This window comes from Nonlabens sp. Ci31 (assembly GCF_012974865.1).
Classification (GTDB): Bacteria; Bacteroidota; Bacteroidia; order Flavobacteriales; family Flavobacteriaceae; genus Nonlabens.
The window spans coordinates 2,852,606-2,866,685 of the sequence record NZ_CP043633.1 but is presented as its reverse complement, the minus strand read 5'-3'; the positions used below and the strand labels follow the sequence as shown (position 1 = coordinate 2,866,685).

Annotated in this window: 15 protein-coding genes and 1 tRNA gene; 4 read left to right on the top strand and 12 right to left on the bottom strand. The window is 34.2% G+C overall.

Annotated elements, in window-relative coordinates; genetic code table 11:
- Positions 1–179: 179 nt before the first annotated feature.
- The 8 genes from F0365_RS12580 to F0365_RS12545 form a co-directional block, all read right to left on the bottom strand.
- Positions 180–440 (bottom strand): Txe/YoeB family addiction module toxin, encoded by a 261-nt coding sequence (locus F0365_RS12580; protein ID WP_169934012.1) that lies wholly within the window; start codon positions 438–440, stop codon positions 180–182.
- Positions 441–689, bottom strand: a complete 249-nt coding sequence (locus F0365_RS12575; protein WP_169934011.1) for a type II toxin-antitoxin system Phd/YefM family antitoxin — start codon at positions 687–689, stop codon at positions 441–443.
- Positions 690–1,634: 945 nt separating this feature from the next.
- Positions 1,635–2,162: an ORF6N domain-containing protein gene (locus F0365_RS12570; RefSeq protein WP_169934010.1), complete on the bottom strand. Its 528-nt coding sequence runs from the start codon at positions 2,160–2,162 to the stop codon at positions 1,635–1,637.
- A 669-nt stretch (positions 2,163–2,831) separates the two neighbouring features.
- Complete coding sequence (locus tag F0365_RS12565; RefSeq protein ID WP_169934009.1) at positions 2,832–3,374, bottom strand: hypothetical protein; 543 nt, start codon at positions 3,372–3,374, stop codon at positions 2,832–2,834.
- A complete protein-coding gene (locus tag F0365_RS12560; RefSeq protein WP_169934008.1) occupies positions 3,337–4,566 on the bottom strand; it encodes an RHS repeat domain-containing protein in 1,230 nt (409 codons plus the stop codon). The genes F0365_RS12565 and F0365_RS12560 overlap by 38 nt, the downstream gene beginning before the upstream one ends.
- 329 nt (positions 4,567–4,895) lie before the next feature.
- A complete protein-coding gene (locus F0365_RS12555) occupies positions 4,896–5,318 on the bottom strand; it encodes a hypothetical protein (protein WP_169934007.1) in 423 nt (140 codons plus the stop codon).
- Positions 5,319–5,596: 278 nt separating this feature from the next.
- Positions 5,597–5,848, bottom strand: a complete 252-nt coding sequence (locus F0365_RS12550; protein ID WP_169934006.1) for a hypothetical protein — start codon at positions 5,846–5,848, stop codon at positions 5,597–5,599.
- A gap of 26 nt (positions 5,849–5,874) precedes the next feature.
- Entirely contained in the window at positions 5,875–6,555 is a 681-nt protein-coding gene (locus F0365_RS12545) for an RHS repeat domain-containing protein (RefSeq protein ID WP_169934005.1), read from the bottom strand.
- Between the two features lie 181 nt (positions 6,556–6,736).
- On the opposite strand from F0365_RS12545, the gene F0365_RS12540 reads away from it, so the two are divergent.
- Positions 6,737–7,546 (top strand): transposase, encoded by an 810-nt coding sequence (locus F0365_RS12540; protein WP_262889043.1) that lies wholly within the window; start codon positions 6,737–6,739, stop codon positions 7,544–7,546.
- A gap of 122 nt (positions 7,547–7,668) precedes the next feature.
- Here the strand turns inward: F0365_RS12540 and F0365_RS12535 are convergent, their stop codons facing one another.
- The 3 genes from F0365_RS12535 to F0365_RS12525 form a co-directional block, all read right to left on the bottom strand.
- Entirely contained in the window at positions 7,669–8,262 is a 594-nt protein-coding gene (locus F0365_RS12535; protein ID WP_169934003.1) for a hypothetical protein, read from the bottom strand.
- Positions 8,263–10,923, bottom strand: coding sequence for an RHS repeat domain-containing protein (locus F0365_RS12530; protein WP_169934002.1), 2,661 nt, complete (start codon positions 10,921–10,923; stop codon positions 8,263–8,265).
- Between the two features lie 380 nt (positions 10,924–11,303).
- Positions 11,304–11,377, bottom strand: a tRNA-Arg gene (locus F0365_RS12525).
- A 131-nt stretch (positions 11,378–11,508) separates the two neighbouring features.
- On the opposite strand from F0365_RS12525, the gene F0365_RS12520 reads away from it, so the two are divergent.
- The 3 genes from F0365_RS12520 to F0365_RS12510 all read left to right on the top strand — a co-directional run bounded on the left by F0365_RS12520 (position 11,509) and on the right by F0365_RS12510 (position 13,428).
- Positions 11,509–12,396: a phosphatase PAP2 family protein gene (locus tag F0365_RS12520; RefSeq protein ID WP_169934001.1), complete on the top strand. Its 888-nt coding sequence runs from the start codon at positions 11,509–11,511 to the stop codon at positions 12,394–12,396.
- Between the two features lie 67 nt (positions 12,397–12,463).
- A complete protein-coding gene (gene folE / locus F0365_RS12515; RefSeq protein ID WP_169934000.1) occupies positions 12,464–13,063 on the top strand; it encodes a GTP cyclohydrolase I FolE in 600 nt (199 codons plus the stop codon).
- Positions 13,064–13,113: 50 nt separating this feature from the next.
- On the top strand, positions 13,114–13,428 hold the full coding sequence (locus F0365_RS12510) for a hypothetical protein (protein WP_169933999.1): 315 nt from the start codon (positions 13,114–13,116) through the stop codon (positions 13,426–13,428).
- Positions 13,429–13,454: 26 nt separating this feature from the next.
- Here the strand turns inward: F0365_RS12510 and msrA are convergent, their stop codons facing one another.
- Positions 13,455–13,982: a peptide-methionine (S)-S-oxide reductase MsrA gene (gene msrA / locus F0365_RS12505; protein WP_169933998.1), complete on the bottom strand. Its 528-nt coding sequence runs from the start codon at positions 13,980–13,982 to the stop codon at positions 13,455–13,457.
- Positions 13,983–14,080 lie beyond the last annotated feature (98 nt).

Here is a 14,080-nt window from a genome sequence, read left to right as displayed (position 1 = left end):
TAAGATTACAACTTTCTTTAAACAACTAAATCTTTTTAAAAACGTAATGTGCTGTTTGTGCGTTGGCTACAAAAAATGTGACCCAAAAACCATAGAAGTGGTGGCGCGCGGAACAGGATAAAAGACAGAGGATTCTTGCCTTTTTTTGGCAATAATCTGGCCTTTATCTTGTGTGGGATTTATTTCCCGTAATGATAACGACAAGCTGCTATCAAGATTTCTTCTTTTTCGTATTTGTAAACCAATCGATGTTCTGATGTTATTCGTCTTGACAAATAACCCTGTAAATCGCCCTTTAAAGCTTCGGGTTTTCCTATGCCTTCAAAAGGTGTTCGCAAACAACTTTTAATAAGTTCATTAATTCGTTTTACGATTTTCTTATCGACTTTCTGCCAATACAAATAATCTTCCCAAGAAGAAGTAGACCAAGTTAATTTCATCTATTCTATTAAACCTTTTTGAACTCCTTTACCTGCTTCAAGTTCTTTGATAGAGTTTAATAAAATATCTCTATTTTTTCCTGTTAGCAAATAGGTCGTTTCCTTTAATGAGTTGTATTCGTCTAACGATATTAAAACAAGGTCTTTACCACTTTTACGCTTGATAATGATATCGCTTACATCATTGACTACTTTATCAAACCAATGCTTCAGATTGGAACGAAAGTCTGTATAATTTACTGTTTCCATAAAGCAAAGATAATAAAAAGTACCTAATCAAGTACTTTTATTCAGTATTTATCTCAATGGATGAAACTCATTTACGGCATCTTGCAGACTTTCAAGATGGTTCTGTTTGTATTTTTCTGTAGAACTGATAAACTTATGGCCCGCTAGATATTGGACTTTTCTGATGTTGTCCTGTTTCAACCAATTCACGATTACGGATGCTCGCAGATGATTCACGTTTCCTGCTTTGCTATTGATCTTTTTTAGTCTTTTTATAATGCTCTTTCCGATCAGGTCATTAAAGTAGTTTTGTGGTATTAAAAGTTGTTCGTTTTGTAGGTTGTTATTCCTGGCTATTTCTAGTCTGATTCCTTTATTGTTATCCTAAGTCATGTTGCCGTTTGCATCAGCATAACTATAGTTAGTTTCTAAGTATATTTCTTTAAAACCTCCGTTTCTATTGGAGAACCCTTTATTTAAGGCACTTGTCCCAACCTTGGAACACTTTTGTAGCGGTTTTGATGAGTTGCAACGCCTAGCAAACTCGAACAACTCGCTGCAAAATCTTCTAAATTGGCTCAAAAAGATACAGAGGTGTTGGAAAAACTATTGGAACGGTTTTTAATTTGATTTTAGCGCCTAAAAAAAGGAAAGCCGTTTATGACTTTCCTTTTATTGATTACATCGTTTTTACTCAGTACGGTACTAGTTAAAAACTAGCACTAGCGACTTTGTAGACTGGCGCCAGCAGAGGACTTTGCTATTATTACTTTATTTTTTTGCCCAAATGTATGAAGTGTTGCTTACCATTTCTATTTATATTTTTTATAGTGAGTTAATGGAACTGGTTTACTAATGTCGATCATATAGTCTTTACATTTTTGTAAACTATATTCTTTGAACCATGCGCAAAAGTCAAGAGGTTGATTCATCCTATCGACAAGACCATAGAAATCTTCTGGCTTTTTATTTGTTATCTTTTTTGTAACCGATTTGTGTACGTGGAGCTTCTTCTTGTTTTACCAACTGTTTTATGAGATCAAAAACCTGTGAAATTTGCATATCGTGTTTACTGGTATTTCTTTCTAGCTTTTCCATTCGTAAAAGTAAATCGCTATGATTTTTTAGAACTTCTCGGATCTTGGTAAATACTCTTATGATTTGGATGTGTACTTTTATGGCCGTTGGGCTACTTAAAACACTTGATAACATTGCAACTCCTTGCTCAGTAAAAGCCATAGGAGCATATCTTGTTCCGCCCCATTTTGAGGTGCCAGATTGGCTCCTCAAGTTTGTAAACTCTTCTTGATCCAGTTCGATCATAAAATCTTCAGGAAAACGATCTATATTTCTTCTAACTTGGCGTTTGAGTTGCTTGGTTTCAACTTGATAAAGTTCTGCTAGGTCTTTATCCAACATTACTTTCTGTTCTCTTATCAAGTGTATTTTATTAGCAATTATTTCTTCTGGTATGGAGATTTCTTTTTTACTCATGCTGCAAAGATATTATTATTGTGATTATTTGATACTGACTTTTAGGATAACGGATGAAACTCGTTTACGGCATCTTGCAGACTTTCAAGATGGTTCTGTTTGTATTTTTCTGTAGAACTGATAAACTTATGGCCCGCTAGATATTGGACTTTTCTGATGTTGTGCTGTTTCAACCAATTCACGATTACGGATGCTCGCAGATGATTCACGTTTCCTGCTTTGCTATTGATCTTTTTTAGTCATTTTATAATGCTCTTTCCGATCAGGTCATTAAAGTAGTTTTGTGGTATTAAAAGTTGTTCGTTTTGTACGTTGTTATTCCTGGCTATTTCTAGTCTGATTCCTTTATTGTTATCCTGAGTCATGTTGCCGTTTGTATCAGCATAACTATAGTTAGTTTCTAAGTATATTTCTTTAAAACCTCCGTTTCTATTGGAGAACCTTTTTATTTAAGGCACTTGTCCCAACTTTGGAACACTTTTGTTGCGGTTTTGATGAGTTGCAACGCCTAGCAAACTCGAACAACTCGCTGCAAAATCTTCTAAATTGGCTCAAAGAGATACAGAGGTGTTGGAAAAACTAATGGAACGGTTTTTAGCTTGATTTTAGTGCATGAAAAAAGGAAAACCGTTTTTGACTTTCCTTATAAGGTTATAAAAACCATATCAACTATTGTGAGACATTTTGATTAATTATAAGATCAGATTCATTTATATCTTTTCCATTAAAACTTTTAATAGACTTTACATTTTCCCATTTTATGCAATTTTTGATTTGATTCTCATCAGATAGAATATTAATATTATATGGTCTTTTGGGATTACTTATAAAAGAAAACCAAAAAATATCATCATCATCCTTATAGCCTAATAGATTCTTTTTGTCATTAGAAGTTGTAACTAAAGCATCTGATTTGGGATAATTACTTACTGAAACCTGTAAAGGAAGAGCTCTAATTAAGATTGTATCAGATTTTATAAAAGAAATAGAATTTAGTAAATCCATTTTTTTACCCTTAATCTCTGAATAAGGTAAACCTATGTAAAATCCGTCATTTATATCCTTACAAATTTGATAATCCTCAAATCTTAAAACATCTGAACGAAATTTAAACACTAAGCCTAATTTATCGTCAGTAATTGGGTTTTCATCTGTTGATTTACAGTTATAAAAACTAATTACTATTATGATTAAAATACCTAATTTTTTCATCACCTTTAGTTGTTGCGTTATGTCGGTTGTATATATCTGAAAGCTTCTCCACCCTTGGTTTAACAAAACTACTATGCCCTTCTTTAGTGAAAGCATAGACTGTACCATCCTGACTTTTACCATAATAAACTACAGAATGTAAAGTACCTATAGTTATTACTGTTTGTCCAAAAACAGCTTCGTTTGCTGTAACTTCAGTTGTAGATTCTTTATAATTTTTATCCTTTCTTGTAGTGAAAATAGGGTCTGCTAAAGACGGCGCACCTCTACTTGTCATACTAGAGCTCAATTCCTCTCCTGTAACAACTGCTTTCGAACAATCATGACAATTATATTGGTAAGATGTTTTATCGCTTGTATCAGTTTCTGAATCAGTTCCTCTGGTCATAATGTTATCAACAATAAGAGTTTGATCTTTAGTTACACTAGGATCACTTTCAACATAATTATCTCTAGTTAGATTTTGGCTATTAATCATATTAGAAGCTTTACTTTCAGATATATTCAGATGTTTAGCAAGACTAGCTGCGTTATCTCCAGCTTGCGCTATTAAGTTTCCGTTTTGGTCTGGAACCCATTCTGCTTCCATACCAGTAGGGTCAGTCATATTAATTGGATTATTGTGAACGTAAACATACGGACTCCAAGCAACAAACTTCTCCGCCAGTGGATCTACATTCATCCACCTACCCAAACTAGCATCATAATTCCTAGCATGAAAATCCATCCATTCCAAACCTAGTTCATCCTGTAATTCTTTACCACCAAAACCAAATTTATCAGCAGCTGCATTTGAGTTACCGCTTATAACATTGTTATATCCTTTGTGAGTCAATCCAAATGGATAATAATTTTTCTCCGATATGATTTCTGTTGCTGCATCTATCGATCCGTCATTGTTACTATCTGAATAAGAAAGTCTTACATTTTTAAGATGGTCTTTGTATTGATATACATAGTCAAAGCTTGATCCATTCTTCTCTACGTAGCCTTCTGGATAGGAGAAAAATTGTAGAGATTCTGTGGTGGATTCTTTTTCATAGATGTAGTTACCCGCATAGCTGGTGATTTTAATAGGCACGGTATGTGACGTGGCGTGGTACACTCTTTTTTGCATTTTTATTCCTGCTGCATCATAAATGTAGTTGATTTTTTGATCGCCGGCAAAACGATCTTTGGCAGAGAGGTTCATGAGGTATTTAAAAATATGGCTTCGATTTAATCATGTTCCCTAAAAAAAGGAAAACCATCGCTAGCTTTCCTTTTTCTTTCTTAACTCTTGCTGTGTAGATAACAAGCGAGGCGCTTGCACCAGCTGGGAAATGAAAAAATAAATGTCAGACAGAGTTTAATTTACACTACCAAGGAAAGCCATTGCTAGCTTTCCTTTTTATTCTTCATGTTGTGTAGATCACGAGCGTGACGCTCGCGCCAGCTGGGGATTTGATTTTGGAACTTCACCATTGGCTCTAGCGGGAACCATTACCAAATATTCTAGTTGGTTGCAGAGCAACACTACCCTTAATTTAGATACAACGTATATGTACTTTGATCATTAATTAAAAATTTAATAAAGGAGTTAGAGGATTCTATATTGTTATAATTAACCTCGCTAACTTTGCCTTTATCTTCATTCCAAGAATTTAAAATTGAAGTATCAGTTCTAATATTAATAAGTAAAAGCCCATCCATTTCAGTAACATGGATATCGTTGTTTGTTAATTTTAAATTTTTATTATTTCTGTTTAAAAAGTCTTTAATTTTAGTTTTATCAGGGTTTTCATTATTTAAATCATTATAATCACTAATATAAAATTGTAAACTACCTATGAGATATTTATCATTTTCAATTTCATTCCAAAACGACCATTTTACATAAATTATCGTTATAAATAATATGATCAATGCTGTCAAAATTCCCAAAATAATTTTTTTACTATTCATATTGCTTATGTGTTTTTAATGACTACCATTTTTCCGTACATTGTCAAAGTAATCTAAATAGTCACGAGATAAATATATAGTCCCTATAGCATCGACATCTCTGCGTTGCGGACCATAGAGATTTATCATTAAAGGAAGTTTTACATTCGAAGGTCTACCATTATAAGTTTGCTCCTTAAATTTAACCATATGAATAGTATGCATTTCTCTAAAAGTGGTTCTTTTACCAGTTGTTAACAACACACCTCTCCCCACGGTTGCTTCATAACCGTCAAATTCTAATTGAAAACCTTTAAAGTTTTGGCTGTATTAGATGCACTGTTAGTAGAATACATTTTTTGATCATGATTCAAACCTCTAATCCCTTCAAAAATATAAACAGGATTTTGTGTATTTGCGCTATTGATAGCCCTATTCAAATTCTTATTTATAGTTTTATTAACATAGTTATAATACGATTGTTCATCCACATTTTTACCACCTGTTTTTATAGCATCCCAACTGCTTCTATTATCATAATGCTGATCCACATCTGATCTGTTTTCACCAACATATTCTATTCCGCTATTCTCCGGAACTTCATCAGCTGCATTAATATTTTCATCCCAATAATAACCTCCGTCTTTGTAAACCCAATCTTTAGACTCCATCCCATCAGGATCAATAAATAAATAGGGTTATTATTCGCATAGTTATATGGAGTAAAATCATAGAATTTTTCAGCCATTGGATCAATATTCATCCACCTACCTAGACTTGCATCATAATTTCTAGCATGGAAGTCCATCCATTCTAATCCAAGTTCATCTTGTTCTTCTTTACCACCAAAACCATATTTATGGTCACGCCCAGTAATCACATTATTAAAGCCTTTTAATTTTCCACCAAAGGGATAATAATTATTCTCTTCTTTGATTTCAGAAGAATCTACAGAACCACCTCCGTTAATATCTGAATAAGAAAGTCTTATGTTATTTAAGTGGTCTTTATATTGATAGACATAACTGTATGTACTTCCGTTCTTCTCTACATAACCCTCTGGATGGGAGAAGAACGAAAGCTTCTCACCAGAGTTGTCTTTTTCATAGATGTAGTTACCCGCATAGCTGGTGATTTTAATAGGCACGGTATGTGACGTGGCGTGGTACACTCTTTTTTGCATTTTTATTCCTGCTGCATCATAAATGTAGTTGATTTTTTGATCGCCGGCAAAACGATCTTTGGCAGAGAGGTTCATGAGGTATTTAAAAATATGGCTTCGATTTAATCATGTTCCCTAAAAAAAGGAAAACCATCGCTAGCTTTCCTTTTTCTTTCTTAACTCTTGCTGTGTAGATCACAAGCGAGGCGCTTGCACCAGCTGGGAAATGAAAAAATAAATGTCAGACAGAGTTTAATTTACACTACCAAGGAAAGCCATTGCTAGCTTTCCTTTTTATTCTTCATGTTGTGTAGATCACGAGCGTGACGCTCGCGCCAGCTGGGATGATTTGATAATTTATGATAGAGGTTACCCTTCGTATGATTTCATTAATCAACATCTTGATAGAGGATTAAATTATGTAATGAGAGTTAAGATAGGTTTTAGCGGTCTAATTAAGGATTTTGAAAAGAGCGGTAAAAAATCTATTGTTACTGAAATGTATCCAGGGAAAAACGCAAAGCTTTCAGACAAACAATACACTCGAAATACGCCTATTAAAGTTAGACTTGTTAGGGTAGAATTAGGAAAAGGTCAGGTTGAGATTTTGATAACATCTTTAGCAAATAGTAACTTATACTCAACTAATGAGTTTAAACAGCTCTATTTTAAGCGCTGGAGAGTAGAAACTTTTTATGATGAGCTTAAAAATAAATTGAAAGTAGAACATTTTTCAGGTTACTCAAACCTAAGTATTCTTCAAGATTTTAAAGCTGCATTATTTGTCAGTAATGTACAAACATTAATAGTTAGTGAATTAGAAGATGAAATTAAGGAAGGTAATCAGACTAAGAAATATGATTACAAGGTAAATACCAATGTGTCTTACGGGCTATTAAAAAATAGAATTGTAACACTGTTTTTGGAAGAACAATCAGTTGAAACAGATATTGTAGAAGAACTTAAATTATTATTCAAATCAAATTTAGTGCCTATAAGACCTAATCGGAAATTTGAACGTAGACCAGGGAAATATCGTAATCGTATAAAACCTAAAATAACTAAAAATCAGAAAGATGGAGTTTGACAAAGCCTTAACTTAATGACATTGCGCTCGCGCCAGCTGGGTATTTATACCAATTGCTGTATTTCAATTATTTAACACTTATAATATCTATATGTCCTAATTTGGAACACTACCCACAATACCTATTTTTTTAAATAATAACTTGTTAAACTCCCACTAAAATCACGAGGTTTTATTTTATCCAATTTTAGGATCCAACTTTCATTTTCAAAAACCCTTTTGGTTTCAAAAAATATTTCAAAATAATTATTAGAATTCCCATATATTACATGTTCAGGCGATCTAATTCCATTATTATCTTTTAAATAGAAACTCTTTATTCTTTTATTCTTTATTGTAGATTTTCCTATTTTATTTTTTAATACTATTAAATTCCCATCCTCTAAAGTTAGATATAAATTATAGTGAAAATCTATTCCCTCTTTAGTTTGTACGATAAAAGTATCTTTGTTTTTATTTCTCTTGTTTTCTTCCCTAACAATTATTCTGTCTCTTTGAGGAAAGCTATTTAGGAACAAACTGTCTTGTGAAATATTGTAATTACCATTAACTATATACTCGGAAAAATTTTTTCTCAGTAAGTAGGTAAATTTCTGGTTTTGTTTAAGTTCTATGGACTCATAATAATGAGTTTGACGATAACTATAATTACCTTGTTCACTTTGCGAACTGTTATTCAGAATTGTTAAAATAACGATTAAAATTATTATTTTCATTTATTTTCTTTTTTTAACACCTTTATTGTAATCCTTCTGCCATCCGATATAAACATTGTTTACAGGCGTATCATTTAACCCAGATTCTTTGGCCATTTTACGTAATTTTCTACCTGTCTTACTATTAATACTAATAGAGCTACTAGGCAAGTTTTGATAAGCAGGAACAGTAAAAGTTTTTCCTTTGTCTATGATATCTTGATCGGTAAAATCTCGTTTATTCCCTTTTATTGGAGAAAGTGGGTTTACCGGAGAAAATTGACTAATAGTACGTTCTAGATCAAGTTCACGATTATAACCTTCAGTTTCATCTGTAATATCATATAATGGAGATTGTCCGTTTCTAGTAAATCCAACATTACCTGTCTCAAATTGATAAGCGTGTTTTAATTCGTGACCAACAGTACCAAATGATGCGGATTTACTAAACTTTACAGCAACATCATGATTAATCCAATCATAACTTGTTTCACCTTCATTACCGGAAAAATTGCTATCATATGATACTCTATAAACTTGTTTTGAATCTTCTAAATCTGTTATCTCTTTTAAAACTGAATTATAGAAATTGTTAATTTTTTTAGCAACTTCAGTATCAAGTGCTCCATTACTGACCATGAGATTTACATCATTCTGATCACTTGCTATTTGACTTTTTTGTTTTGATACGATTCCATCATTATCAATTATTTTATTTCCATCTGGATCTATAAAATAGATAGGATTGTTTGTAGTATAGTTGAAAGGTGAATGGTTATAATACATTTCACTTAGATTATCCAAATTCATCCATCTACCCAAACTTGCATCATAATTCCTAGCATGAAAATCATGCCATTCTAAACCAAGTTCACCCTGTTCTTCTTTACCACCAAAACCATATTTATGATCACGTCCAGTAATCACGTTATTATACCCTTTATGTTTAAGCCCAAAAGGATAGTAATTATTCTCTTCTCTGATCTCAGCACTTGTTACAGAGCCGTTGTTATTGGTATCTGAGTAAGAAAGTCTTACCGTACCTAAGTGGTCTTTATATTGATATACATAGTCGTAATCAGTCCCATTCTTTTCTATATAGCCCTCTGGATGGGAGAAGAACGAAAGCTTCTCACCAGAGCTGTCTTTTTCATAGATGTAATTCCCGGCATAAATACTGGTAAGATCAGCTACTGGATTAAACAAATCCCGTACAGTTAAAAATATTTCTTTTTTTAATTTTACCCCAGATGCATCGTAAGTGTAAACAATTGTACGATCACCGGTAAACTCTATTTGGGTAGGTAAGTTCAAGTGATTATAGCTTATGCTTTGAATATTTTTGTTGTTATCCTGAGTCATATTCCCATTTGCGTCACCATAAATGTAGTTAATTCCTGAGTATTTATCTTTAAAGCCTCCATTGAATGTATTATTTGCCGCAACATCTGCAATATCCCTTACGTTTATTAACTGATTGCTTTTAGGACTGTACTGATAAGTAAGCTTGTCCACATAATCCATAGACATCGTACTATTTGATGCGTTTTCAAAAAGACCCTTTCTATTTAAAGTGGTAATATTTCCATTCTTATCATAGTTGACATTGTTTACGGAATAGTTTTCTAACATTCCAGAGGCTTGATGTTGGGTTCCTCCTCTATAGGTAGCATACTTTATTCTATTGAGAGCATCGTAACCGTATTGATAGCCTCTCGTAATTCCATCATTTGCAGTTTTCCATAAGGTCTCAGATATATTACCATTGTACAATGCTTCAGATCCAGAACCTAAAGCAGGAGCGTTATAATTTATGTCAAACCCAAAAAGATCATTACCTAAATTATTTTGATCGTTAATATTGGTCAACCATCCTCGTACATTGTAATTATAATCTACCGTTTGTAAACTTTGTGATGCTGTTGTTGTTCCTCCTACGCCCTTAGATTCTAGCTGTCCCATAGCGTCATAGGTATTGTTTACGACGCGCTCTAATGGCTGTGAGCCTATCATTTGCACATGAGTGGTCAGTCTATCCATATGGTCATAAGTAAGATAATCTGTAGTTGTGATGGTCTGAGAAAGACTTTGTTTGTGGTGTTCGGTTTTGGTCTCTGTTGCCTTGCCTATAAAATCTATATTGCTCCAGCTCTTGTCCCAAGTACCCAAATAATCGTTGACCATTGCTCCATATACGGCTCTTGCTTTGATGTCGTAGTAAGAAGCACTGGTGATCCAGTCGTTAGTTCCTAATACTCTGGTTTCGCTTATGGTAGGAAGCCCTGTGTTTGATGTAGATAAAATAGGACTGTACACATTAGTATAGGCTAAGTTATTGCTTAAAATCACATCTGTATCGTAGGTTGTATTAGATCCCGCAACCTGAGTAGCATCGTCATAATAACTGACACTCAGCACGGTCATATTGTTTAGATTTGATGGAAAATTAGTATTAGAATAACGTATGGCTTTTCCTCCATTGGTAAAACCAGTTTTGATACGTGTCTCATAAACATTACTTGCTGTTTGTGTATCGAGATGTTGCTGCTGTAATTGCTTTCGCGAAAGCGGACTCGTAAAAAGCCCCGTGTAGACCACTCTTCCTAACTTATCATACTTCGTAAACATCCAGTTGGGAGCAACTCCATTACCACCTATGCGCTGATTTCCATCTTGAGTCAATACGGGACGGTCTAAAATATCATAAACAAAAAAACGCTCAAGCGAGCGTGGCGTTTTTCCTAATAATACTATTTATTCGTGAGGCCGACAGGATTATTTCATTGATCCTGAATGTGCTCCGCTTTGAAAATAGTATAAACAAAAAAACGCTCAAGCGAGCTTGGCGTTTTTCCTTATGATACTATTTATTCGTGAACCCGACAGGATTAATTTCATGATCCTGAATGTGCTACATCCTGCAAATAAGAATTTATGTATCACTGAAAGAGCGATACAGATTGTATTTATTCTATTCGTTTATGAAAGTCTTGGGACTTTCAACGCTCCTAAAATAAAAAAAATCCATGCTTTACATAAAAGCATGGATTCATAAGTAATTGTGAGCCCGACAGGATTCGAACCTGTGACCGCCTCCTTAGAAGGGAGGTGCTCTATCCAGCTGAGCTACGAGCCCGTAGCGTGGAGTTATTTCCAAGCGGTTGCAAATATAGTATTATTTTATAAAGTGCCTACCTATTTTTTAAATTAAACATTCGATTCTTTAAAATAGATCAATAACTATTTAAATGACCTAATTTTACCATCATGAAATTTTTGAAAAACATTCTTTTGACAGTAGTTTTACTAGTAGTTTCTATTGCTAAGTCACAAAACTTTAAGTCAGACAAATACACTGCTTCTGACGTGAAAGAAATGAACACCTGGCAATTGCTGCAATATGATGGTCTGAATGCATTAAATGGCGTTGCATACGCATATGCAAAGCCTTTTCACTGGCAAAAACGTGATTTGTATCGCGCAGGAGCAACATCACTACTGGTGAGCGGCTTGTACACCTTTGATAATGAGTCCAGTGATTACTTTAGAAAACAAGAAAAAGATGTTCCTGAATTGATAAGAGATTTTGGATGGTACTTTGGAAGTCCGCAAAATAATTATGGCGTTACCGCAGGTGTTTATGCCTATGGATTAGTTACTAAAGATCCCGCATGGAGACGCACGGGCGTATTAATGATTTCTAGCGCAACTGCTGGTGGCATTTTACAACAAATACTTAAAACAATAACGGGTAGAGCGAGGCCAGAAACAGGTCTAGGAAGACATGAATTCCGTCCTTTCTCTGGTGAATCTGGGTTTGGATCTTTTCCATCTGGACATACCGTCCTTGCTTTTACAACTGCATACGCACTGGCAAAACATTTTGATAATCCCTATGTAAAAGCAGGTATTTACACTGTTGGGTTGATTTCCCCAGTCTCTCGATTATGGTCAGGTGCACATTTTCTAACTGATGTGGTATTGAGTCTAGCGATAACTATAGCAACGGTAGAAGCAGTAGATCGCTATCTGGATACTAGAAATGGATATGGGGTTAAACGCTATGGAAGGGGTAAAACCGGACAAGATCCACAAAAATTTGTGTTTAAACTATCTGCCACTTCACACAGCATTGGGCTCACTCTTAATTTCTAAAATGTTTAACAAATTTAATTTAAAGTTAAACAAAATATAGATAACTTTGCCACTTAATAAAAAGTATATGGCACCTTACAGGGTTTTTGAAGAATACAACATAAAAATTACAGATGAAATCAAAGGTAAATACCGCGATGTTATTAAAGAATTAGGAGAAGACGTGGAACGAGAAGGTCTTGTAAAGACACCTGAAAGAGCTGCAAAAGCCATGCAGTTTTTAACTTCAGGATACGATATAGATCCTGCTAAGATACTTAAGGGTGCTATGTTTGCTGAAGATTATCACGATATGGTCATCATAAAAGATATCGAATTGTATTCCTTGTGTGAGCACCACATGCTACCGTTTTTTGGAAAAGCACATATCGCCTATATTCCTGATGGTCATATTGTAGGTCTTTCTAAAATACCTAGAATAGTAGATGTATTTGCTAGACGCCTACAAGTACAGGAACGATTGACACATGACATTTTAGAATGCATAGACAAGACTTTAAAACCTAAAGGTGTTGCGGTTGTTATAGAAGCTTCACACATGTGTATGATGATGCGTGGTGTTCAAAAACAAAACAGTGCTACTACCACAAGTGGTTTTAGAGGCCAGTTTCAAAAAGTAGAGACCCGAGCAGAATTCATGAACCTTATTTCTTCAAAATTGCACTAAAAACATTTTGCGGAACGTTATTTGAACTTAAGAGTTTTTAAATCTATCCTATGTTTCATTCAAAACGTTCCAAATTAGTTGCAGGTGTCATCTTTGATCTTATAGGAATGTCTTCCCTTTTAGGATTTGGGATACTGGAATTCGCTGATTTAGCTTGGGCGCCAATTGCTGGTTACTTGATGACAAAACTTTATCCAGGAAAATCTGGAGTAGCGGCTGGTATTTTTACCACAGTAGAAGAATTACTTCCAGGGCTAGATGTTATTCCATCATTTACCATCATGTGGTGCTATACCTATCTTATCAAGTCTGAAAAAGAAAGCAACAAAAATAATAAATCTATTGATGTAGATCACTCTTCATAAAAAAAGCTCCTTTTAAGGAGCTTTTTTTATTTGACCAATTCTTTAAAACCTGTCATCAATTTCTTGATTTTAGGATCTATAATTACCTGACAGTATCCTTGCTCCCGATTGTTATTATAATAATCGTTGTGAATATCTTCTGCGGGATAAAAAATAGTAGCTGCAGCTATCTCTGTCACTACAGGATCTGGATAGACAGCTTTGTCTTCTAAATTTTTAACGTAATCTCTAGCCGTATTTTCTTGTTGATCGTTAAGGTAAAATATGGCACTGCGATAATGTGTTCCCACATCATAACCTTGCCTGTTTAAAGTAGTAGGATCATGAGTGGCCATAAATACGGCTACTAAATCCTTATAAGATACCACTTCAGAATCATATGTGATCTCTATAGCTTCTGCATGACCTGTTCTTCCTTGCACTACTTCTCTATAAGGAGGATTTTTAATACGCCCACCACAAAAACCTGATTTCACTTGTTCTACACCTTTTACTCGTTGGAAAACCGCTTCTGTGCACCAAAAACATCCTCCAGCAAAAATTGCTTTGTCCATTTTGTTTTTTTAGCAATTTAACCTACATATTTTTATCTTTTTTTTAATTAACATGTCTTTAATGAAATGATTTGTTAAACAACTTATTTTTGCATTTT

What these genes read in the sequence shown, in the direction of transcription:
- msrA (WP_169933998.1), bottom strand. Translation starts at nt 13,982, where the DNA reads ATGGACAAAGCAATTTTTGCTGGAGGATGTTTTTGGTGCACAGAAGCG.
- F0365_RS12570 (WP_169934010.1), bottom strand. Translation starts at nt 2,162, where the DNA reads ATGAGTAAAAAAGAAATCTCCATACCAGAAGAAATAATTGCTAATAAA.
- folE (WP_169934000.1), top strand. Translation starts at nt 12,464, where the DNA reads ATGGCACCTTACAGGGTTTTTGAAGAATACAACATAAAAATTACAGAT.
- F0365_RS12510 (WP_169933999.1), top strand. Translation starts at nt 13,114, where the DNA reads ATGTTTCATTCAAAACGTTCCAAATTAGTTGCAGGTGTCATCTTTGAT.
- F0365_RS12560 (WP_169934008.1), bottom strand. Translation starts at nt 4,566, where the DNA reads ATGAACCTCTCTGCCAAAGATCGTTTTGCCGGCGATCAAAAAATCAAC.
- F0365_RS12520 (WP_169934001.1), top strand. Translation starts at nt 11,509, where the DNA reads ATGAAATTTTTGAAAAACATTCTTTTGACAGTAGTTTTACTAGTAGTT.
- F0365_RS12575 (WP_169934011.1), bottom strand. Translation starts at nt 689, where the DNA reads ATGGAAACAGTAAATTATACAGACTTTCGTTCCAATCTGAAGCATTGG.
- F0365_RS12565 (WP_169934009.1), bottom strand. Translation starts at nt 3,374, where the DNA reads ATGAAAAAATTAGGTATTTTAATCATAATAGTAATTAGTTTTTATAAC.
- F0365_RS12555 (WP_169934007.1), bottom strand. Translation starts at nt 5,318, where the DNA reads ATGAATAGTAAAAAAATTATTTTGGGAATTTTGACAGCATTGATCATA.
- F0365_RS12535 (WP_169934003.1), bottom strand. Translation starts at nt 8,262, where the DNA reads ATGAAAATAATAATTTTAATCGTTATTTTAACAATTCTGAATAACAGT.
- F0365_RS12545 (WP_169934005.1), bottom strand. Translation starts at nt 6,555, where the DNA reads ATGAACCTCTCTGCCAAAGATCGTTTTGCCGGCGATCAAAAAATCAAC.
- F0365_RS12580 (WP_169934012.1), bottom strand. Translation starts at nt 440, where the DNA reads ATGAAATTAACTTGGTCTACTTCTTCTTGGGAAGATTATTTGTATTGG.